The 20,832-nt window shown below is 58.8% G+C and carries 16 protein-coding genes and 1 pseudogene; 5 read left to right on the plus strand and 12 right to left on the minus strand.

The genetic code is table 11. The features are described from left to right. Positions 1–134 (minus strand): annotated as a pseudogene (locus tag E3O56_RS05705) (polysaccharide lyase family 7 protein); the annotation flags it as partial. Between the two features lie 310 nt (positions 135–444). Between E3O56_RS05705 and E3O56_RS05710 the strand changes: the two are divergent. The 3 genes from E3O56_RS05710 to E3O56_RS05720 are packed head-to-tail and all read left to right on the plus strand — an operon-like array spanning position 445 to position 3,408. Then, entirely contained in the window at positions 445–2,550 is a 2,106-nt protein-coding gene (locus E3O56_RS05710) for an EAL domain-containing protein (RefSeq protein ID WP_248127967.1), read from the plus strand. Between the two features lie 43 nt (positions 2,551–2,593). Continuing rightward, a complete protein-coding gene (locus E3O56_RS05715) occupies positions 2,594–3,094 on the plus strand; it encodes a M48 family metallopeptidase (RefSeq protein WP_032879017.1) in 501 nt (166 codons plus the stop codon). Between the two features lie 17 nt (positions 3,095–3,111). Next, complete coding sequence (locus E3O56_RS05720; protein WP_005792184.1) at positions 3,112–3,408, plus strand: winged helix-turn-helix domain-containing protein; 297 nt, start codon at positions 3,112–3,114, stop codon at positions 3,406–3,408. 36 nt (positions 3,409–3,444) lie between these two features. Here the strand turns inward: E3O56_RS05720 and E3O56_RS05725 are convergent, their stop codons facing one another. After that, a complete protein-coding gene (locus E3O56_RS05725) occupies positions 3,445–3,897 on the minus strand; it encodes a GNAT family N-acetyltransferase (protein WP_248127968.1) in 453 nt (150 codons plus the stop codon). A 197-nt stretch (positions 3,898–4,094) separates the two neighbouring features. Here E3O56_RS05725 and E3O56_RS05730 point away from each other — a divergent pair, with 197 nt between their 5' ends. Continuing rightward, on the plus strand, positions 4,095–4,832 hold the full coding sequence (locus E3O56_RS05730; protein ID WP_032879022.1) for a transporter substrate-binding domain-containing protein: 738 nt from the start codon (positions 4,095–4,097) through the stop codon (positions 4,830–4,832). Positions 4,833–4,942: 110 nt separating this feature from the next. Here the strand turns inward: E3O56_RS05730 and yccS are convergent, their stop codons facing one another. From yccS to E3O56_RS05775, 9 genes are all read right to left on the minus strand, one after another. Further along, positions 4,943–7,126 carry a YccS family putative transporter gene (gene yccS / locus E3O56_RS05735; protein ID WP_248127969.1) on the minus strand — a complete coding sequence of 728 codons (2,184 nt, stop codon included), beginning with the start codon at positions 7,124–7,126 and terminating at the stop codon, positions 4,943–4,945. 216 nt (positions 7,127–7,342) lie between these two features. Then, positions 7,343–8,521, minus strand: a complete 1,179-nt coding sequence (locus E3O56_RS05740; RefSeq protein ID WP_032879024.1) for an NAD(P)/FAD-dependent oxidoreductase — start codon at positions 8,519–8,521, stop codon at positions 7,343–7,345. A 159-nt stretch (positions 8,522–8,680) separates the two neighbouring features. Beyond that, complete coding sequence (gene dbpA, locus E3O56_RS05745) at positions 8,681–10,018, minus strand: ATP-dependent RNA helicase DbpA (RefSeq protein WP_232289440.1); 1,338 nt, start codon at positions 10,016–10,018, stop codon at positions 8,681–8,683. A 130-nt stretch (positions 10,019–10,148) separates the two neighbouring features. Further along, positions 10,149–11,576, minus strand: coding sequence for a multidrug transporter subunit MdtD (gene mdtD, locus E3O56_RS05750; protein ID WP_032879027.1), 1,428 nt, complete (start codon positions 11,574–11,576; stop codon positions 10,149–10,151). A gap of 53 nt (positions 11,577–11,629) precedes the next feature. Further along, positions 11,630–12,502 (minus strand): alpha/beta hydrolase, encoded by an 873-nt coding sequence (locus E3O56_RS05755; protein WP_032879030.1) that lies wholly within the window; start codon positions 12,500–12,502, stop codon positions 11,630–11,632. Between the two features lie 214 nt (positions 12,503–12,716). Continuing rightward, entirely contained in the window at positions 12,717–13,454 is a 738-nt protein-coding gene (locus E3O56_RS05760; protein WP_050549381.1) for a hypothetical protein, read from the minus strand. Positions 13,455–13,529: 75 nt separating this feature from the next. Beyond that, the gene (locus E3O56_RS05765) at positions 13,530–15,047 is read right to left on the minus strand and encodes a hypothetical protein (RefSeq protein ID WP_248127970.1); all 1,518 of its coding nucleotides are present in this window, start codon (positions 15,045–15,047) and stop codon (positions 13,530–13,532) included. Positions 15,048–15,294: 247 nt separating this feature from the next. After that, positions 15,295–16,611: a TldD/PmbA family protein gene (locus E3O56_RS05770; RefSeq protein ID WP_223017707.1), complete on the minus strand. Its 1,317-nt coding sequence runs from the start codon at positions 16,609–16,611 to the stop codon at positions 15,295–15,297. Next, complete coding sequence (locus E3O56_RS05775; RefSeq protein WP_032879033.1) at positions 16,611–18,053, minus strand: TldD/PmbA family protein; 1,443 nt, start codon at positions 18,051–18,053, stop codon at positions 16,611–16,613. The genes E3O56_RS05770 and E3O56_RS05775 overlap by 1 nt, the downstream gene beginning before the upstream one ends. A gap of 257 nt (positions 18,054–18,310) precedes the next feature. On the opposite strand from E3O56_RS05775, the gene E3O56_RS05780 reads away from it, so the two are divergent. After that, positions 18,311–18,898, plus strand: coding sequence for a hypothetical protein (locus E3O56_RS05780; protein ID WP_146097895.1), 588 nt, complete (start codon positions 18,311–18,313; stop codon positions 18,896–18,898). 97 nt (positions 18,899–18,995) lie between these two features. On the opposite strand, the gene betA is transcribed toward E3O56_RS05780, so the two are convergent. Next, positions 18,996–20,699 (minus strand): choline dehydrogenase, encoded by a 1,704-nt coding sequence (gene betA, locus E3O56_RS05785; RefSeq protein WP_032879035.1) that lies wholly within the window; start codon positions 20,697–20,699, stop codon positions 18,996–18,998. Between the last annotated feature and the right edge of the window lie 133 nt (positions 20,700–20,832).

The raw sequence follows: 20,832 nt of genomic DNA on the forward strand, positions 1-20,832 counted from the left end.
GTCCAGAACTGCACATCGCTGCCTTCGGCCTGGAAGTATTGATCGTTGAAGCCACTCAGCAGCCTTGGGGTGTCGATGGTCGTGGGCGGGGAGCCGACCGGAATGCTCAGGTTCCAGGTGGAGAGGTCGATCATGGTGTTGGCCTTTTACAGAGGGTGAAAACGTTGGCCCAGAGGCCTTACCGGTTCTTTATAGGCGGTGCTGGTGAAATTGTTAAACAATCGCTGGCAATTAATTGGCGTCAGAGGAATGCCAAAAAGCCATGTTGCCCATGAGCCGCGGGCTGTAGGGCCTTACCGTTAGTCGGCTTCCTGGCTTTTGTTTCAATGAGGGCATCCACGTCACTTCTGCTTTTTTGGAACCGAGGCTAGAGTGAGCCCTCAGTATTTATCCGGGTTTGGTAACAGAACTGACCGGTGCAGCTCCCCAAGGAAGAGACGTAGCATGGATTGCGCTCCACACCCAGGCGATGCCAGTTCGGTCCTTTTGGTGGTCGATGACTACCCGGAAAACCTCGTCAGCATGCGTGCGCTATTGCAGTGTGAAGACTGGCGGGTAATGACCGCCGCTTCCGGCCTGGAAGCCTTGGAATTGCTGCTGGCCCACGACGTCGACCTGGTGTTGCTGGACGTGCGCATGCCCGGTATGGATGGCTTCGAGGTGGCACGCCTGATGCGTGGCAGCCAACGCACGCGCATGACGCCGATTATCTTCCTGACAGCCACTGCCCATTCACCCGACGCGGTACTTGAAGGGTATGCCAGCGGTGCGATCGACTACCTGTTCAAGCCGTTTGACCCACTTATCCTCAAGCCCAAGGTGCAGGCGTTGCTGGATCACCAGCGTAATCGCCGCGCTTTGCAGCGCCTGAGCCATGACCTGGAACTGGCCCGCGCCTTTAATGCCTCGGTGCTGGATAACGCCGCCGAGGGCATTCTGGTGGTGGGCGAAACCAGTGTGATCGAATACGCCAACCCGGCCATTTCGCGGCTGCTCAATGCCACGATGGCCGAGTTGCAGGGGGAGAGTTTTCTCAGTTTTCTGCAAAAACCTCATGTGCCCACTTGGCTGGGCTTCCCGATGTACGAGGCGTATCGCAAGGGCCAGACGTGGCGCCAGCACGATGCCATTTTGCGTACGGGTCGCGGGCAGCAGGTGCCGGTGGCGTTATCCTGCGCGCCCTTGCCTGCCGAGCAGCAGGCGATGGTGGTGACAGTGCTGGACATGTCTGAAGTGCGCCACCTGCACCAGCAGCTGGAGTTCCAGGCCGTGACCGACCCGTTGACCGGGCTGCTGAACCGGCGGGGTTTTCATCAGGCGGTGGAGAATACGTTGCTGCGCGGCGAACGCAGTGAGCAGGCGCTGGTATTGCTGTACCTGGACCTTGATGGCTTCAAGCGAGTCAACGATACGTTGGGCCACGACGCCGGTGATCGCGTGCTGCGTTGGGTTTCTGAACAAATGCAGGCATGTCTGCGTTCCTACGACATTCTCGGACGCATTGGCGGGGACGAGTTCACCGCCTTGCTGGAGCTTGAGTTCCCCGAACAGGCTGCGAAGATCGCGGAAAAGCTGATCGAGCGAGTGTCTGTGTGCCAGCAGGTCGACGGTCTGGATGTGATGCTCGGCGTCAGTATTGGCATTGCGACGTTTCCGGATTGCGGCTCGGACCTGAGCGGTCTGTTACGGGCAGCAGATATCGCTATGTACGAAGCCAAGCGCGCCGGACGTCAGCAGTATCGTTACTACGACCAGGAAATGAACGGCCGCGCCCGTTCGCGGCTGATGCTCGAAGACAGCGTACGCACAGCCATTGCGAACAAGGATTTCACCTTGGTGTACCAACCCCAGATGTGCCTGGATGATGGGCGTCTGCGCGGTGTCGAAGCACTGTTGCGCTGGCAGCATCCGAGTGTCGGCGATGTGCCACCAGGTTTGTTTTTGCCGCTGTTGGAAGAGGCGCGCTTGATCAGCCAGTTGAGCACCTGGATCTACCAGCAAGTCGCTGCTCAGCGCCAGGCCTGGCAAGCTACCTTCGACCCTGAGCTGGTGCTGAGCGTGAGCCTGAGCAGTAGCCAGTTCAATATGCCCAACCTGGCCAACCAACTGCAGCAGGTACTGGAGCGACATGGGCTGCGTGGGCGGCAGTTGGAGGTGGAAATCGGTGAAGACTGCCTGATGAATAATCTTGAGGAGTCGACCAAACAGTTGCAGTTACTGCGCCGCATTGGCGTGCGTATAGCCCTGGATGACTTTGGTGCTGGCCACTGCTCCCTGGCCCATTTGCGCGATCTTGCGTTCGACACCCTCAAGCTTGACCCGCAGTTGGTGGCGCGCCTGCCAGGCTCGTCGCGGGATGCCGCAATGGCACGCAGCATCATCCAGTTGTGTGGGCATTTTGATGTGTTGGTGATCGCTGAAGGCGTAGAGACCCTTGAGCAAACAGAATGGCTCAAGGCCAATGGCTGCACGTATATCCAGGGGCCGTGGGCGGCGTTGCCGTTAATGGCCGAGGACGTTGCAGGCTGGTCGTACCCTCGCGGGCGTTGAATTCGCTACACTGGCGCCCGTCCCATTTGCGTTGCACACCCCCATGACTGCGTTGAAATACCTCCAGGCCTATCCCGCTGCGCTTCAGGAGCAAGTGCGTCAACTGATCGCCAAGGACCAGTTGGGTGCCTATCTGGAGCAGCGTTACCCCGAACGCCACGCCGTGCAGAGCGACAAGGCGCTGTACGCCTACGCGCTGGCCCTGAAGCAGGAACACTTGCGCAACGCACCGTCCATCGACAAGGTGCTGTTCGATAACCGGCTGGACCTGACTCATCGCGCCTTGGGTTTGCACACCACGATTTCGCGGGTACAGGGCGGTAATCTCAAGTCCAAGAAAGAGATTCGCATCGCTTCGCTGTTCAAGGAGGCCGCCCCGCAGTTTCTACGCATGATCGTGGTGCATGAACTGGCGCACTTCAAGGAATCGGACCACAACAAGGCGTTCTACAAACTCTGCCAATACATGATGCCGGACTACCATCAGGTGGAATTCGACCTGCGGGTGTACCTCACCTGGCGCGATTTGCAGGGCAAGCCCTAACCACAAGGCGACAGACCATGGATGTGAGCAAGACCAAAAGCAGCTTCTATCGCCGCCTGTATGTGGCGTATTTGATCGACAGCCAGTTGGCCAGCAGCGTCCCGGCGCTGACCGAGGCCACTGGCATGCCACGGCGCACGGCCCAGGACACGATTGCGGCGTTGGCCGACCTGGATATTGTGTGTGAGTTCGAGCAGGAAGAGGGGGCGCGTAATCACGCTGGGCATTATCGGATTCGTGATTGGGGTGCGATTGACCGGGGGTGGATCGCGGCCAATCTTGCGATGATCAAGCAGGTGTTGGGTTACCCCTGACACAGGTTGTGGCTGGACTTGCCCCCGATGAGGCCATCAAGCCCGCCGCATACCAATATGTGGAATATCGTCTTCCAGGTATTCCTCGCCCGCCACTACGAACCCATAGCGCCCGTAATACCCCTGCAAATGCGCCTGGGCTGAGAGAAAAATCGGCATTTCTGGCCAGATACTCTCAATGCGCTTGAGCGCTTCCTCCATCATTTGATGCCCCAGCCCGGTGCCCCGTGCCACCTTTGCTACGATGACGCGGCCGATCACTACGTCGTCGCCCTGGGACTCAGGGTCCAGTAACCGCAGGTAGGCCACCAGCTCATCATCTTGCCAGGCCATCAAGTGGTGGGTATCGCCCGCCAGATCCTGGCCGTCGATGTCCTGGTAAACGCATTGTTGCTCGACGACGAAGACCTCGCTTCGCAGGCGCAGGATGGCGTACAGCTGTTCCTTGCCCAAGTCGTCGTGATGTTTGCAGACCCAATCAACCGTCATGATGTGTGCTCGTATAAAGACGTGCCAAGAATAGTAAGCGCGGCGGGCGCTGGTGTCTAAAATGGTAATTTTGTGAATGGCATCAATTTGCCATCATTTGGCGCGGGCACCGCGGGTTTCTTTGTGTAATCTGCAGTGCACGCTCATTGATGAGCTACTGTTATCAGGCCACTGCCTGCCCGCCAAGGACTTTGAGCATGCCGCGATTGACTCGTGCCGTTGCTTTGATCGCCGTGTTGTTACTGGCCCAACCGGTGTTGGCACAACGCCTGCGCCTGGTGGCGGATAGCTGGCCGCCGTTTACCGATGCCACCCTGATCAATGGCGGCCTGGCCACGGATATCGTCAGCACGGCCCTGGCCCGTGCGGGGTATGCCAGTGATTTTGACCAGGTGCCTTGGGCTCGCGCCTTGAAAGGGGTGGGGGACGGACGCTACGACGTGCTGATCAACGCCTGGTACGACGAGGCCCGTACGCAGTTGGGGCAGTTTTCCGGCGAGTATTTGCTTAACCGTGTGCGCTTTCTCAAGCGTAGCGACGATCCCATTGCTTATCGCAACCTGACAGAACTGCACGACGAGACGATCGCCGTGGTGCGCGGTTACGCCTACTCGGCAGCGTTTGACCAAGACACACTGTTGCAGAAAGTGCCGGTGCACAACTTTGCCATGGCCGTGCGCATGTTGGCGGCCCGGCGCGTGCGGTTGACGCTGGAGGATGAATACGTAGCGCGTTACTACCTGGCGCGGGAATCGCCGCGGGTGCGCAATGCCGTGGCGTTTGTGGGCGAGCCCTTGAGCCAGAACAGCTTGCATATCCTGGTCAGCCTGAAGAACCCCGAACACGCGCAGATTGTTGCCGGTTTTGATCGGGAGATTGCGCGGATGAAGGCGGATGGCAGTTATGCGCGGTTGATGAAGGCGCATGGGATGTAGCGTCTGTGCGGGCCTCATCGGGGGCAAGCCCCCTTCCACAAGGGACCGGCATACACCAATCGAATGTGGGAGGGGCGGTGCGACGATTCGACTTGCCCCCCGATAGCGGCCTAAGCCGCGCTGGTGTCTTTGATCAAGTGCGCGGCCAACGTGCGCAACGGCCCCAACTGCCGACAAATCAACGCCAACTGCGTTTGCACCAACCGCTGCGCCTCATCGATCTCATCCGGCATTTGCTCCAACTCTGCCGCCAACCCTTCCTCGGCATCACTCTGGATCGCAATCGGCTGTTTGTTGGCCAGGCCGCTGGCGATCTCATCAATGCTTGCCGCCAGGCTGTTGCCTGCGCCTTCGATCAAATGCTCACGCACGTCGGCCGGTAGCTGGGTTTCGCGGTGCGCACCCAAACCCGACAAATAGCTGAGCAAGGTGTGTGACAGCACCAGAAAGCGAAAGCCTACGTCGGCCTCCTTACGAAAGTGCCCAGGCTCCATCAGCATATTCGCCAGCGTAGTGGATAGTGCGGCATCGGCGTTATGCGCGTTGCGCCGGGCCAGGCGGTAGGCCAGGTCGTCGCTCTTGCCGGCGGCGTATTGCTGCATGATCTGGCGCAGGTAGATGCTGTTGCAGGTCAGTGTATTGGCCAGCACTTTGTTCAGGCGCCGGCCTTGCCAGTCCGGCAGGAACAGGAATACCGCCAGCCCCGCGATCAGGCTGCCAAGCAGGGTATCGAACAGGCGAGGCAGAAACAGCCCGTAGCCATCGCCCACCTGGTTGAAGCAGAACAGCACCATCAGAGTGATCGCTGCAGTCGCCAGGGTGTAGCGCGTGGTGCGGTTGATAAAGAACACCAGGCCCGCAGCGATGGCGAACATCGATTGCACGACCGGGTTGGGGAACAAATCGAACAGCGCCCAGGCCACGGTCAGGCCGATGGCGGTGCCGATGATCCGCTGGCCGAGTTTGCGGCGGGTGGCGCCGTAGCTCGGCTGACAGACGAACAGGGTGGTGAGGATGATCCAGTAACCTTGGGACGCGTGGATGGCGTGTAGGGTGCCATAGCCGATGGTCAATGCCAGTGACAGGCGCAAGGCGTGCCGAAACAGCAATGACGTCGGCGTGAGTTGGGTGCGCAGGCGCGTCCACATTTCCTTGAAGTTACGCGGGGCGCGGTCCAACAGGTTGCTGTCGGTAGCGTCGGCCAGGGCATCGGGGTTGCTGGCGTCGCCCAGCAGGCGGTCAAGGGTGGACAGGTTGGCGGCCAAGGCGCGCAACGAGCGCAACAGGCCACGCCAGGCGGGGTTGCTCTGGATGCGCAGGTGCTCCAGGGAGGCGTTCAGGTCGCCCAGGGCCTCGGCGAAGCTGTCGTCATAGATGAACGGTTGGCGCAGTTGGATCGATTCGGCCAGGGTCTGGCAGGCTTTGCCTTGCTGGCGCAGCAGGCGCTGGCAGCGAAACAGCACATCGCTGTGGAAAAAGGCATCGGTCAGGGCGTTGTACGGGTAGTGAGACGAACTGGCGCGTTCGTGGATGTCCTGGGCCAGGAAATACAGCTTCAGGTAGCGGCTGACCTTCGAGCCCGGTCGGCCATTGCCGACACGGTGCAGAATGATTTCCTTGGCCGCATTCAGCGCGGCGACCACCCGGCCATTTTGCTGGGCCAGTTCCAGGCGCCGGGCTTCCACATCCAGTTGGCGGATCGGCTCGAACAAGGATGACTTGAGCTTGAGATAGCGCCCCAGCTCACGGAACAACCGCGCCAGGCTTTGCTGCACCGGCTGGTTGGAAAACAACGCCTGCCACAGCACCGACAGCACGCCGTACCAGGCGGCGCCGGCCACCAGCAGCAGCGGCTCATGCCAGAAGTCGGTGACGGCGCCGCCGCGCTGGTCCACGCCGATCATGGTATAGACCGACAGAATCAGGGTGGCCGAGGCAATCGCGCCATAGCGTTCGCCCAGCGCACCGAGCATGGTCAGGGAGAAACTGGCCAGGGCCAGGGCGATGGCAAAGATCCAGGGGGAGGGGAACAGCAATTCCACCGACAGCGCGGCGATGCTGAAACACACCAGTGTCACCGCCAGGGCGTTGAGGCGGCCCTGCCAACTGTCATCAGTCTCGGCCAGGGCACTGGCGATAATCCCCAGGAACAGCGGGATCAACAGCGTCATTTCATCCTGGTACCAACACAGCGCCATGCTGCCGGTGAGGGCGATGAACACCCGTACGCTGTAGCTGAATTTATCCAGCGCCCACAGGCGCCGCATGGACTGCTTGAACGAGGTCGATGACATGAAGTCTGGAGTCTTCCGGGACGTTGTCGCTAAATTGAGCTATCAAGGACGCCACGGCAAGTGTGCTGATCACATCCAACAGCAAATTTTTCAAGATCACTACAAAACCAATGTGGGAGGGGGCTTGCTCCCGATGGCGGTGTATCAGTAACAGATGTACTGACTGATACACCGCCATCGGGAGCAAGCCCCCTCCCACATTTTTACTGCGTTGTGTCAGGCGTATTGCGCGGCTGCGTAGCCCGACGCCCAGGCCCACTGAAAGTTGAACCCGCCCAAGTGACCGGTCACATCCAGCACTTCGCCGATGAAGTACAGGCCAGGGCTTTTCAGTGATTCCATGGTCTTGGACGACACTTCCCGCGTGTCCACTCCACCTAAGGTTACCTCGGCAGTGCGATAGCCCTCGGTGCCGGCCGGTACGAGTTGCCAGCTCCCAAGCTTTTGCGCGATATCGGCAATTTCAGCGTGGGTGTACTGCTTCATCGGTTTGGATTCGAACCAGCTTTGGGCCAGCAGGTTGGCCATCTTCTTGGTGAAAATCTCCCCCAGCAGGGTCTTTAGCTCGCTGTTGGGATGCTCGGCCTGTTGCTGTTGCAGCCAGTCATGGGCGTCATGATCGGGCAACAGGTTGATTTCCACCGTGTCGCCGGATTCCCAGTAAGACGAGATCTGCAAAATCGCCGGCCCGCTCAGGCCGCGATGGGTGAACAGCATGTTCTCGCGAAAGCTCTGGCCGTTGCAGCTCACCAGGCAATCCACTGAAGTGCCGGATAACTCACTGCACAATGGCTTGAGCTGGTCGGTGATGGTAAACGGCACCAGCCCGGCGCGGGTTGGCAGCAGTTCGTGGCCAAATTGCTTGGCCACTTGATAGCCAAAACCGGTGGCGCCCAATGTGGGGATCGACAAGCCACCGGTGGCAATCACCAGCGACTCGCAGTGCAACTCGCCGAGCGTGGTCTGCAATTGGTAGCCGCTATCGAGCCTGGCGATTTCCTCGATGGAGGTGTCCAGGTGCAGGCTCACGCCGGTCTGGATGCACTCATCGAGCAACATGCCGAGGATGTCGCTGGACTTGTTATCGCAGAACAGCTGGCCGAGTTTTTTCTCGTGGTACGGCACACCGTGCTTGGCCACCAGCCCAATGAAATCCCACTGGGTGTAGCGCGCCAGGGCCGACTTGCAGAAGTGCGCGTTATGCGAGAGGAAGTTGGCAGGCTCGGTGTACATATTGGTGAAGTTGCAGCGGCCGCCACCGGACATCAGGATCTTCTTGCCGGCCTTGTTGGCGTGGTCAATCAGCATCACTTTGCGCCCACGCCCGGCGGCGGTCAGTGCGCACATCAAGCCTGCCGCGCCGGCGCCAATGATCACAACTTCGGTCGAGCGCAAAACGGTGTCCTCATACAAATTCTGAATTGAAATACAGTCAAATGTGGGAGGGGGCTTGCTCCCGATGGCGGTGGTTCAGTCACATCTATATTGACTGAGACTCCGCTATCAGGAGCAAGCCCCCTCCCACATTTGAATCTCCATTGGTGTGCGAGATATTTACAGGATCCGCACGCGCAACGAACGGCCTTTGATCTTGCCGTCATTCAAGCGCTGCAACGCCTGCTTGGCGATCCCGCGTTCCACGGCCACGAATGCCTGGAAGTCAAAGATCGCAATCTTGCCGACCTGGGCGCCCGGAATGCCGGCTTCACCGGTCAATGCACCCAGAATGTCGCCTGGGCGGACTTTGTCTTTACGCCCGGCGGCGATGCACAGGGTGCTCATCTGCGGCAGCAGCGGGCCACCGCTTTGTGGCTTGAGGTTGTCCAGTTGGTCCCAGTTCAGCGGCGACTTCTGCAGTTGCTCGATGGCCTGGGCGCGGTGCGCTTCGGACGGCGCCACCAGGCTGATGGCGATACCGGTCTCGCCAGCACGACCGGTACGGCCAACGCGGTGGATGTGGATTTCCGAGTCGCGGGCCAGTTCGACGTTGATCACCATGTCCAGCGAGTCGATGTCCAGGCCACGGGCAGCCACGTCGGTAGCCACCAGCACCGAGGTGCTGCGGTTGGCGAACATCGCCAGTACCTGGTCACGGTCGCGTTGTTCCAGGTCGCCGTGCAGGCCGACGGCGGAAATGCCTTTGGCTGTCAGGTGGTCGACAGTTTCCTGCACTTGCTGCTTGGTGAAGCAGAACGCCACGCAGGAAGCCGGGCGGAAGTGCGCGAGCACCTTGGTCACCGCGTCCATGCGCTCTTCCGGTGAGATTTCGTAGAAGCGCTGTTCGATCTGGTCATCGGAGTGGAACGCCTCGGCCTTCACCTGCTGCGGCGCACGCATGAACTTGGACGCCAGTTGCTTGATGCTCACCGGGTAGGTGGCCGAGAACAGCAGGGTCTGGCGGCGTGGTGGGGTCTTGCTGATGATGTCTTCGATGGCGTCGTAGAAGCCCATGTCGAGCATACGGTCAGCTTCGTCGAGGATCAGGGTGTTCAGGCCGTCCAGTACCAGCGAGCCTTTGCGCAGGTGCTGCTGGATACGGCCCGGGGTGCCGACGATGACGTGAGCGCCATGCTCCAGGGAGGCGATCTGCGGGCCGAGGGACACGCCGCCGCACAGGGTCAGCACCTTGATGTTGTCTTCGGCACGGGCCAGGCGACGGATTTCCTTGGCGACCTGGTCGGCCAGTTCACGGGTGGGGCACATCACCAGCGCCTGGCAACCGAAGTAACGTGGGTTGATCGGGTTCAACAGGCCGATGCCGAAGGCGGCGGTCTTGCCGCTGCCGGTCTTGGCCTGGGCAATCAGGTCCAGCCCCTTGAGGATCACCGGCAAGCTTTGCGCCTGGATCTGCGTCATCTCGACGTAACCCAGCGAGTCGAGGTTAGCCAGCATGGCGGCGGACAGGGGCAAAGTATTAAAAGCGGTGGCGATGGTAGTCACGGGACTGGCTCTGCAAAACAAAATGTCGCGCAGTGTACCAGCCCTGTGGGATTTTCCCCGCAAGTTCTCGACGAGAAGCCCGTCAGTGCTCGATATCGTGCTCGCGGCTGACCACGCGTTTGCCGTCTTTTGGCGACAATTGCAGGAAGATCGCCGCCGCCAGCATCGCCATGATGCCCACGGTGAGGAAGGTCAACTGGAACGCGCCGAGGACACTCTCCACACCGTCATTGCCGGCCTCGGCAGTAAACCCGCCAAGCAACGCGCCGGCGCAGGCTACGCCGAGGCTGAGGGACAACTGCGCCACCACCGACAACAAACTGTTGCCGCTGCTGGCCTGGGCGTCGTCGAGGTCGATCAGGGTCACGGTGTTCATCGCGGTGAATTGCAGGGAGTTGATCGCCCCCAGCACCGCCAGCATTGCCAGCAGCAGCGGGTAGGGCGTGTGCTCGCTGACCAGGCCCATGCTCGCCAGCATGATGCCCAGAGCCAAGGTGTTGCCGGTCAGCACGATGCGATAACCGAGGCGCTCGATCAGCGGCCTTGCCACGGATTTGGCAAACATCGCCGCCGCCGCGAGTGGCAACATGCTCATCCCGGCTTCCGATGGCGAGTAACCCAGTGCCACCTGCAACAGCAGCGGTACCAGGAACGGCAGTGCGCCGCTGCCCAGCCGCGCAAACAGGTTGCCCAGAATGCCGACGGCAAAGGTGCGGGTCTTGAACAGCACCGGCGAGAACAACGGGTTATCAATATGCCCGGCGCGCAGCCAGTACGCCGCCAGGCAGGCGAACCCGCCGAACAGCAGCAATATGACCCGCAGGTGCGGCAGGTGCAGTTCGCCCAGGCCCTCCATCGCGATGGTGATCAGCACCATTGCCGCGCCGAACAGCAGGAAACCCAGGCCGTCGAAGCGCGTGCGTTCGCTGCCGCGCAGGTCGGGAATGAATTTCCACACGGCATAGCAGCCGATCATGCCCACCGGCAGGTTGATCAGGAAGATCCAGTGCCAGGTCAGGTATTGCACCATCCAGCCGCCCATGGTCGGGCCCAGTAATGGGCCGAGCAGGCCGGGGATGGTGATGAAGCCCATGATGCGCACCAACTCGGAACGTGGATAAGCGCGCAGCACTACTAGCCGCCCGACCGGCAGCATCAGCGCACCGCCCAAGCCCTGGATCACCCGTGCGCCCACCAGCATGGTCAGGCTGCTGGACAACGCGCACAGCAGCGAGCCGAGGCTGAACAGCATGATCGCGCCAAAGAAAATCTTCTTGGTGCCAAAGCGGTCGGCGATCCAGCCCGATGCGGGGATCAGCAGGGCGACGGTGAGCATGTAGGCGATCACCACCCCCTGCATGCGCAGCGGGTTCTCCGCGAGGTCCCGGGCCATGGCCGGCAGAGCCGTGTTGAGGATCGTCCCATCCAGCGATTGCATGAAGAAGGCAATCGCTACCACCCAGGGGAGCCAGCGGGCGGTCTTGGCATCGAGAGGGGCACGATTCGGCATGGGGACCCTTTTATTAGCAGGCTATGTGTTGGCGATTATGCGCCATTCGTCGCTCATTTTCCCACTGGCGGTTCGTCTAAGTCCGACAACGTTGCGTGCTCTCCGACCAGGAAATCCAGCAATGCACGGTGAACTGCCAGCGCCGCCTCCCGAGACTCCAGGTCCAGCAGGTGGCCGGTATGCTCGGCCACCGCAAAGCTGCTGCGGCCTACATATTGTTTGAACAGCTGGGCCTCGGCGGCCGGGGTGTATTCGTCCAGGGCACCGTTAAGAAAGTGCACCGGCGTCTCGATCTGTCGCAGCGCCGGCAAGTAGTTGCCATCGCCCAAGGCCAGGACCTGGTGAATGTGAAAGCGCGCCTGGCGGTACTCGGTAGTGGCCATGGTCGACAGGTGCCGATGGTTGTTGCGCTTGAGGCGCGGCGACAGGTATTTGCCGACCGTCTCGTTGAGCAGGTGGCCGACCGCAGATTTGTCATCGGCCTCGATCAACACGCGCACGCGCTCCACGTATTCGAGCATGGCCTGGTTGAGGTTGGGCGCCAGGGCCATCACCACCGAGCTTTCGATGGAGGGCGGGTTGTGCGCCAGGGTCAGCAGCGTAGAGATGCCGCCCCACGAGGCCGACACCAGATGGTTGACCTCAAAGCGTTCCACCAGGGCACGCAGGATTTGCACCTCGTCGTCCTTGGTGACCAGGTCAAGGTCGGTGTTGTGCTCGCGCGAGTAGCCGGAGAACGGCAAGTCGAACAGCAGCACATTGAAATGCTCGGCCAGGCATTTGCTGGTGCGGGCAAAGGAGCGCGTGGTGGACAGCGCGCCATTGACCATCAGTACGGTTTTTCTATGCGGATGGTTACCGAGCTGCTCTACGTGAACGTTGTAGTGTTTGAACAGCTTCTCTATGACAAAACTTCCATGGTTCATCTGAAGGCTCCAGCTTGCCCAGTCCAGGCAAGGTCATGCATCACGTGCGGGCACGTGGGTGGGGTGGCGGGATGCCATCAAGCCTTATAACGAGGAATCAGGGAGGGGACAATAGGCGGATTCGCCAAATGAGAGCACCGCAGAAAGTTTACCAGTGGGAAGGGATTTGCCTGACAGATGAGTCCACTTACAGGCAAGTCAGGCAAAGATTGATTTAAGCCAACACCAATACGGTATTTTCTTTACTGTCGAATGGTGAGTCGCCAAGAGGAACTTTGATACTCCACAAGTCGATATGGCCATCAATGACGGCGACAGAATGGCTGGAGTTGGCAAGGGTACCTATCGCTCCATTTTTTAATTCCTCAAGAGTGCCGCTGCGCATAGAGTGCTTGAGCCCAAGGCGTGTTAACGCTTCACCAGGGTGTTCTCCGTCGTTCAAGGTGTCCATTGCGGTCTTAAAGTTCTGGCTGGCCCGGTGGTCATTGTTTTCGTTCTGCGCCCGCTTTGCGCTGGCCGCATATAGAAAAACGGCATGTCGCAAGACCTTGCCGCTACCAGCGAATCCTGTGTGCTCCATGGCTTGAAGCAGTTCTTGATGGGTCAGGGTGATGCGGACATCGTCGCGCATCACTACGTCATAACCTTCAGGTGTCCGGGTTATCTTTTTATAAATACCCTCTGGATGGCTGCCGAACTTGGCCATCGCCGCCTTGATGGCTGACACCGTGACACAGTTACCTTCGGTGACTTGAAAGAAATCTCGCCATATGTTTTTTGGTCTGATGCCCGAGTCGGTGGTCGAGCGAACAATTGTACGGGCGGGGGCATCATCTTTGCGGGTGTAGGCAGCATTGAATTCGCCTTTTTCCAAGTGGCGATTGTTGATGCGACTATTATCGTAAGGGGTTGGATAGTTGAGGCCATTCAGTGGAGAGAAACCGATATTCATAGTAATTGACTCGGGGTACATAAAGGAGACTGTCGGTGAACAGGTTGTCTGAGAACTGACGGTGAGGATTTATTATTATGCGAGTTGATATCCGTGGGTGTGTACCTTCTCATCCCCAGGAAGATTTTTACCTTCCTTTATGAGCCTGCCGTTGTAGAACAGCCCACCAGCGTTACTGCCGATCAACACGGTCAGGCCATCGGCATCGCCCGCTCTTTCCATGTATTTAATAGATGAGCTCACGCCCATCCCTTCCAGAACATTTTTTACCGTACGGCCATCAATGTTGCCAATCAGTGCTGCTTCGAAACTCTGCCCAAAGGAACGCACGGGGGGCTGGAGTTGTTGACGTTTGATGTAGGCTGCGAAGATGAAGTTGGCGTCCTTTATCATGCCATCATCGTGCCCGATGAATAAGGAGTGTTGTTGGGCTTGCTCAAGTTCGTCCCGCGAGAGGGTCAATTCAAATCCGTCCCTAAAGGTGACCTGATAGGCGTTATGGGCGAATTTTACATTTGAAAAAACATCAGTTGGGCTCTGCCCGAACTTGGACATCAGCAATTTTATGACATCGGCGTGGGTTGAAGTCTCACCTTGAAAGACAAAAGGTCTTTGCGTATAAAACCCGGTGACCAGGTTATCTGGTTTCTGTCCATTTCGTTTGGCAGAAAGCTCCGGAAGTTCATGGTCGGCCTGAACATCACCTTCAGTGGGAAGGGGTTCGAGCGTGAAGGTGGGAGGTGTTGATATCTGAGGGACCGCAATAGGCGTGGGCATGGAGGTGTGGGGGGCCTTGAGGACAATAAAGCTTTCTATCCATTGTGGTACTTTTTTCTTGTGCCCGTAGTTTTCCATAAAGCCGTCATTAATCATGCCGCGCTTACTCGAAAATACCTTCATTGCCGGTACGGCTACCTGGTTCCCTACGTCCTGAGACCACACATGCTGTAGTTGGTAGTCAAGCCCTAAAAGCTTTAAACCCTCGTACCCGCTGATCCCGTAATCAGAAGAGCTCAGAACAGCACCAAAGCTGTGTTGGTGAATATGGGTGCGATAATCGATTTTTCTGTAGTTGTATTGTGCTTCAAGGTGCTTGCGTTTATTCATGATCGCAAAAATAAAGCGTGCATCTTTTAGCATGCCCTCATCGTCGCCCGCAAACTTGGCATGGTGGGTAGCCAGTGCTAGTTCATCGTTGGATATATGCAGTTTGAAGTCGTCTTTCATGGTGATGTTGTAGCCGTTTCCGGTGTCCTTGACTTCATCAAAAATACTCAAGGGGCTCTGGCCGAGGCCCGACATGGCGGCCTTAATTACCGCCACCCAGTCATCGTGGTCATAACGGCCAAAGTAGGGGTATTTTTCATAGGTGGCATACAAGCCAGTCCACAAGTTACTGGGTGGGGCGCCTCTATCTTTTCCTGACATGACATGTGTTGCGGATGTTTCGGTAGGCACGGCGCGGAGGAGGTGTGAAGACAATAGTTTGTTTTCAGCGCTCGACGTGTTATTTGCGGATTTGCCCCTTGTTTGTGAATAGCTATTTACGCTCGACCGATGACTGCCGGTGGGCGTCGAAATGCTCAGGCTCATAAGTATGCTCCGCAGTTGATAGTGGGTTGCCCGCAAATGAATCACTGTTGTAAGTGTCCTGTTGCTGCAATGCGTTCCCGCTATAGGTGAGAGGATAGGTTACAGAGAGTGACCTCGATTGGTTTTGGATGCAGGATAAATCCGGCCTTGGGTCGGTTTGTACGCAGGAAGGGAAATAGCCGGACACTTATATAACTAATGGCAGCCGGAGTGGCTGCCATTAGTTTTTACGCGGGCTGTGAAAGTTTCACAGCGTCAAGGTCAGGCGCTTGACCAAGGCACCCGGCAGCAGGTTGGAGGCGGTATTGCGCTGGCTGTAAGTGCTGGCCGAGAGCAACAACTCCCGATCAGCGGTCAGGGCCTCAAGTTGCGAGCCGAGCAACTGATAGACACTGTCATCAAAACGCATGGTGCTGACCGGCGCCTTGATTTCGCCGTTTTCCACCCAGAACGTGGCGAAGCGCGTCATGCCGGTCAGGCGCGCCGCTGGCAGGTCGGAATAGTTCAGGTACCAGAGGTTGCTGATATATAACCCGGTGCCCAACTGCTTGAGGATATCGGCCTGGGCCAGGCTGCCTGCCGCCATTTGCAAGGCGCTGGGCGACTCGTCGCTGCTGGCGCCGTTGGTGCTCAAACCGTATTCGGCGGCGCTGCGAGAGTTGATCAACTGGCCCTCGGCCTTGCCTGCCCGGATCAGGGGCACATCCCCGCGCGGGTAGCCTTCGGTGGAAAACGCCTGGCTCAGGGAACCGCTGATCTGTTCATTGATTGTCACCAGCGGGCTCAGTGATTGTTCACCGGCATACAGGCGCTGCAACGAACTGCCTTTGCTGGCGATGGCCTGGGCCGAAAAACCACCCCAGGTAATGATGCTGATGATTTCTTCCAGCGCTGGCGGTGCAAGGTAGGCACGGTATTGGCCGGGCGCCAGCTTGTGCAGCGGCCGCCCCAGAAACGCCAGTTGCTCGCGGGCCTGTTGAAAGCGTGCGGCAAATTCGGCGCTGTCCCAAGTGTGCCCGGCGTAGCTGGCCTTGACCGCTTCGCCATTGGCGTGGAACAGGCTGAAATCGAAGTTGAAGCTGTTGGCGCAATGCCAGCCGAACGCGCCCGAGGAACTGGCGAAACCACGGCTGATGGGGCCGGCAGCGTAGAAGCCGACCAGGTCGACGCCGTCGGCAGACTGGCTGATATCGTCCAGCACCTGGTCCAGGGCCGGCAGCGGCCGTCGCTGTTCGTTGCTGCTTTGCCAGGCGTTGTGGTTGAGCAGCAGGTACGGATCACGTGGCAGCAGCGGCAGGGTTTCACGCAGCTGTTGCAGGGCATCGGCCAGACGCTGGCGATCCAGTGCCGCCTCGCCGGACAGGGTGATGCCCAGGTCGGCGTGGCGGCCATCGTTGATTAGCTTGAGGTTCAGGCTGGCCTGTTGCACTTGGCCGGCCTGGCGCACCTGTGCGTGGTTAAAACGCACGAACTCGGACGATTCATCCGCGTAACCCAGGTGGAACTGCTCCTTGTCGGTGACGGCCTGCTTGAGCCAGTCCACCAGTGCCTTGAAGTGGTTCATCAGGCATCGCCCCCAAATACGTCAATGTTACTGAATACACAGGCCGGCGACGCATGGCCGACGCGGATCACCTGGTTGGGCTCGCCCTTGCCGCAGTTGGGCGTGCCCAATACCTTGAAGGTGCTGGCGTCGCCGACCGCGCTGAGGTTGCGCCAGAATTGCGCGGAAATTGCCCGATAGTTGGGGTTCTTCACCACGCCCTTGAGTTCGCCGTTTTCGATCAACTGGCCCCACTCGCAACCGAACTGGAACTTGTTGCGCGCATCGTCGATGGACCACGAACGGTTGGTCGACATCAGGATGCCGTTTTCAATGCCACCCACCAGTTGCTCCATGCTTTTATCGCCGGCCTCGATATTCAGGTTGGCCATGCGGTCGATGGGCGGGCGGTTCCAGCCGCAGGCGCGGCTGTTGGCAACGCCTGGCAAGTCGGCGCGAAATTGCGACAACGCACCGCCCAGGGGCTTGAGCAGCAGGCCATCGCGGATCAGGAATTGCTTGCTGGCGCGGGTGCCGTCGTCGTCATGGCTGTAGCTGGCGAGCTGTTCGGGGATGTCCGGGTCGAAGGTCACGTTAAGCAGCGGTGAGCCGTATTGCAGATGGCCGAAGTCGCTGGCCTTCACAAAACTGGTGCCGGCGTAGTTACGCTCGTCACCGAGGATGCGGTCGAGTTCCAGCGGATGGCCGATGGACTCGTGGATCTGCAGGATCATCTGGTCGGGCATCAGCAGCAGGTCACGTTGGCCGTGGGGCGTATTGGGTGCGAGCAGCAATTGCAGGGCTTCGTCGGCCACCTTGCGGGCGGCGCCCACCAGGCCAAAGCGCTGGATCACACCGGCACTGCCTTGCTGGCCGAAGTTGGTACCGCCCAGGGTGCGGGTCTGGCTGTCGTTGCCGTCGAAGGCGGTGACACTCAGGCCAGGGAAGACGAAGCGCTGAGCCTGGCGCAATTGCGCGCCGGCGCTGTTGAGGTAGATCTGCTCAACATGGGTGGTGCCCAGGCTGACTTCCCAAGTCACCAGGCGTTCATCCTTGGGCACGGCGGCAGATTCATCGCCGAGCAATTGGTAGCAGTCGCTCAGGGGTGGGAAGGGCTGATCAAGGTCCGGAGACAGGTAGTCGGCGACTTCATTGGAAACCGGCTGCTGGTGCAGGTCGAGCAGGGCGTGGGGCTGGATCATCCGGGCTTGCTGTTCGGCGCGCTCAAGGGCCGCTTGCAGGCCGGCAAGGGAAATGTCGTTGGTCGCGGCATAGGCTTCCACGCCATTGAGACGCACGGTAAGCATGGCGCCTTCATCGTGGCTCAGGTGTGGTGGCTCGGCGACGTTCTTGCGTACCGACAGGTACTGACCGGATTCGCGTACGTAGCGCAGGGAGAAGAATTCGGCACGGGTGCGCAGGGCACTGAAGTGCTGTTTGAGCCGCTGGTGGTTGTCGAACATTCGGAGAACCTCCTTGTAGTGGAGCGCTGAGGCAGCAGTGGCAGCGTGGGGTGTGAGTGCGGCATCAGGGTAGGCGGGTGTGGAGGAGGTATCAAGTTTGGGGCTTCGGCTTAGATAATTATGTGCTTTCTTATTGGGTTCTTATTCGTAAATAGACTACCTGGCTGTTAGTTTTCACAGGTGGCGGCATCTGTTTAATTATGTAGCTTTAAGATGTGCGGCAGAGATTGCCGCGTTTATTTAATAAGGTGAATTTTATGAGCACGGATCGTGGAAAGTCATTTATAGCTTCGGTGTGGGTAGAAGGCGTGCCCGTAAGTTTTTCTAAAGTCGAAGATAGTCACGGAACACCTCGTAATAAAGAATGGAAATATATGTGCGCGAATTCTCACGCTGATGAGCCTGCGCAGATATATTTCAGGTATAGACATGATCACTATGTTTTATTTTTTAGGGGGGGTGGAGCAGCCGGTGCTGGGTGTATCGGCTCGGTCAGGGAGACATCAGGAACGACCCTGGGTGGCGCTTCTACACATGATTTCCTCTGTGGGGGGGAGCCGGATGATGATTCTATGTATGTTTATTTGCTCAACTCTGCTGGGGAGCATGTCACACTCGATCACCTTAGCCAAGATGAAGTAAAAGTGGGTATGCATTTCCATTTTCCGAAAACCTTTGCCAAGACTACTTATTCACTTTGTTTGAAGGAGAAAAAGAATGTTTTATCACAATGGTGGGCCCACCTAGTGGCCGTAGGCGCAGGTATAGTTCCAAGTAATCCAATTTTTACACTGAAAATTTTGGAGCGTAACGCCGCTTATTTAAGCCAACCCAATGAAGTATGAAGTCTTGGCAATTTTCACATAGCCCGAAGGGGTTAGTGGCCGTGGTGTTGCAGGAGCGAGTAAGACCAGATGTCCCCTCGCTCCTGCATTAGCAGTATCAGTGCGCAGCCGGCCCTACTTCACGCATCGGCTTGCCACGCACCGGCGCATCGCCTGCCACGTAGTAGTCGGCGGTGCTGCGCGGCAGCGGCTTGCGGCCACGGATCTTGTCGGCGATTTTTTCGGCGATCATGATCGTCGGCGCGTTCAGGTTACCGGTGGTGATGATCGGCATGATCGACGCATCGACTACACGCAGACCCTGCATGCCATGCACGCGGCCTTCGCCATCCACTACGGCCATCTCGTCGGTGCCCATCTTGCACGAGCAGGACGGGTGGAACGCTGTTTCGGCGTGCTCGCGGATGAACTTGTCGAGCTGCTCATCGGTTTGCACTTCAATACCCGGGCTGATTTCGCGGCCACGGTATTGATCCAGTGCCGGCTGCTGCATGATTTCACGGGTCAGGCGGATGCCATCGCGAAACTCCTGCCAGTCCTGCTCGGTGGCCATGTAGTTGAAGAGGATGCTCGGGTAGTCCCGTGGGTTCTTCGACTTCAGTTGCACGCGGCCACGGCTTGGCGAACGCATGGAGCCCATGTGTGCCTGGAAACCGTGCTCTTTCACACCGTTGCTGCCGTTGTAGTTAATCGCGACCGGCAGGAAGTGGTACTGGATGTTCGGCCATTCGAATTCCGGACGCGAACGGATAAAACCGCCGGCTTCGAACTGGTTGCTGGCGCCAATGCCAGTGCCGTTGAACAGCCACTCGGCACCGATGGCTGGCTGGTTGTACCAGAGCAGCGACGGGTACAGCGACACCGGCTGGGTGCACGCATATTGCAGGTACAGCTCAAGGTGATCCTGCAGGTTTTCGCCGACGCCCGGCAGGTCGTGGACCACCGGGATGTCGAGGCTTTCCAGCAGCTTGGCCGGGCCGACACCGGAGCGTTGCAACAACTGCGGCGAAGCGATTGCACCGCTGCACACCAATACTTCTTTACGCGCACGGGCTTCAACGCGCTCTTCGGCGGCGCCGATCAGGTAGCGCACGCCAACGGCACGCTTGCCTTCGAACAACACTTTGTCGGTAAGGGCATGGGTGACGATGGTCAGGGTCGAACGCTTTTTAGCCGTGTCCAGGTAACCGCGTGCGGTGCTGGCGCGACGGCCATTCGGCGTGACGGTACGGTCCATCGGGCCGAAGCCTTCTTGCTGGTAACCGTTCAAGTCTTCGGTCCGCGGGTAACCGGCTTGTACGCCGGCTTCGACCATGGCGTGGAACAACGGGTTGTTGCCCGCTTTCGGCGTAGTCACGCTGACCGGGCCTTCGCCACCGTGGTAGTCGTTCGGGCCAATATCGCGGGTTTCTGCCTTGCGGAAATACGGCAGGCAATCGAGGTACGTCCAGTCTTCCAGACCGGGCAGCTTCGACCAGTTGTCATAGTCCATGGCATTGCCACGGATATAGCACATGCCGTTGATCAGCGAAGAACCACCCAGGCCCTTGCCGCGCCCGCACTCCATCCGGCGACCGTCCATGTGTGGCTCTGGATCGGTTTCGTAGGCCCAGTTGTAGCGGCGGCCTTGCAGCGGGAAAGCCAGGGCGGCGGGCATCTGGGTACGGAAGTCGAGGCGGTAGTCCGGGCCACCGGCCTCCAGCAGCAAAACGGTGACGCCTTCGTCTTCGGTCAGACGGGTCGCCAGGGTGTTACCGGCGGAGCCGGCACCCACAATGATGTAATCGTATTCTTGGGACATTGGATGCACCCTCTTTGAAGTCTAGTCAGGTCGGGCCTCATCGGGAGCAAGCCCCCTCCCACATTTGATCGGGTTCACACAGTCAAAGGTGGGAGGGGGCTTGCCCCCGATGGCGGCCTTACAGGCAATACAA

Source organism: Pseudomonas sp. W2Aug9, from assembly GCF_023127755.1.
Lineage (GTDB): Bacteria > Pseudomonadota > Gammaproteobacteria > Pseudomonadales > Pseudomonadaceae > Aquipseudomonas > Aquipseudomonas synxantha_A.

Excerpts from the sequence above, each read along its gene's own strand:
- E3O56_RS05725 (WP_248127968.1), bottom strand. The coding sequence starts at position 3,897 with ATGACGGTTGATTGGGTCTGCAAACATCACGACGACTTGGGCAAGGAA.
- dbpA (WP_232289440.1), bottom strand. The coding sequence starts at position 10,018 with ATGCTGGCTAACCTCGACTCGCTGGGTTACGTCGAGATGACGCAGATC.
- E3O56_RS05760 (WP_050549381.1), bottom strand. The coding sequence starts at position 13,454 with ATGAATATCGGTTTCTCTCCACTGAATGGCCTCAACTATCCAACCCCT.
- E3O56_RS05715 (WP_032879017.1), top strand. The coding sequence starts at position 2,594 with ATGACTGCGTTGAAATACCTCCAGGCCTATCCCGCTGCGCTTCAGGAG.
- E3O56_RS05720 (WP_005792184.1), top strand. The coding sequence starts at position 3,112 with ATGGATGTGAGCAAGACCAAAAGCAGCTTCTATCGCCGCCTGTATGTG.
- E3O56_RS05765 (WP_248127970.1), bottom strand. The coding sequence starts at position 15,047 with ATGAGCCTGAGCATTTCGACGCCCACCGGCAGTCATCGGTCGAGCGTA.
- E3O56_RS05780 (WP_146097895.1), top strand. The coding sequence starts at position 18,311 with ATGAGCACGGATCGTGGAAAGTCATTTATAGCTTCGGTGTGGGTAGAA.
- yccS (WP_248127969.1), bottom strand. The coding sequence starts at position 7,126 with ATGTCATCGACCTCGTTCAAGCAGTCCATGCGGCGCCTGTGGGCGCTG.
- E3O56_RS05730 (WP_032879022.1), top strand. The coding sequence starts at position 4,095 with ATGCCGCGATTGACTCGTGCCGTTGCTTTGATCGCCGTGTTGTTACTG.
- E3O56_RS05755 (WP_032879030.1), bottom strand. The coding sequence starts at position 12,502 with ATGAACCATGGAAGTTTTGTCATAGAGAAGCTGTTCAAACACTACAAC.
- mdtD (WP_032879027.1), bottom strand. The coding sequence starts at position 11,576 with ATGCCGAATCGTGCCCCTCTCGATGCCAAGACCGCCCGCTGGCTCCCC.
- E3O56_RS05710 (WP_248127967.1), top strand. The coding sequence starts at position 445 with ATGGATTGCGCTCCACACCCAGGCGATGCCAGTTCGGTCCTTTTGGTG.
- E3O56_RS05770 (WP_223017707.1), bottom strand. The coding sequence starts at position 16,611 with ATGAACCACTTCAAGGCACTGGTGGACTGGCTCAAGCAGGCCGTCACC.
- betA (WP_032879035.1), bottom strand. The coding sequence starts at position 20,699 with ATGTCCCAAGAATACGATTACATCATTGTGGGTGCCGGCTCCGCCGGT.
- E3O56_RS05775 (WP_032879033.1), bottom strand. The coding sequence starts at position 18,053 with ATGTTCGACAACCACCAGCGGCTCAAACAGCACTTCAGTGCCCTGCGC.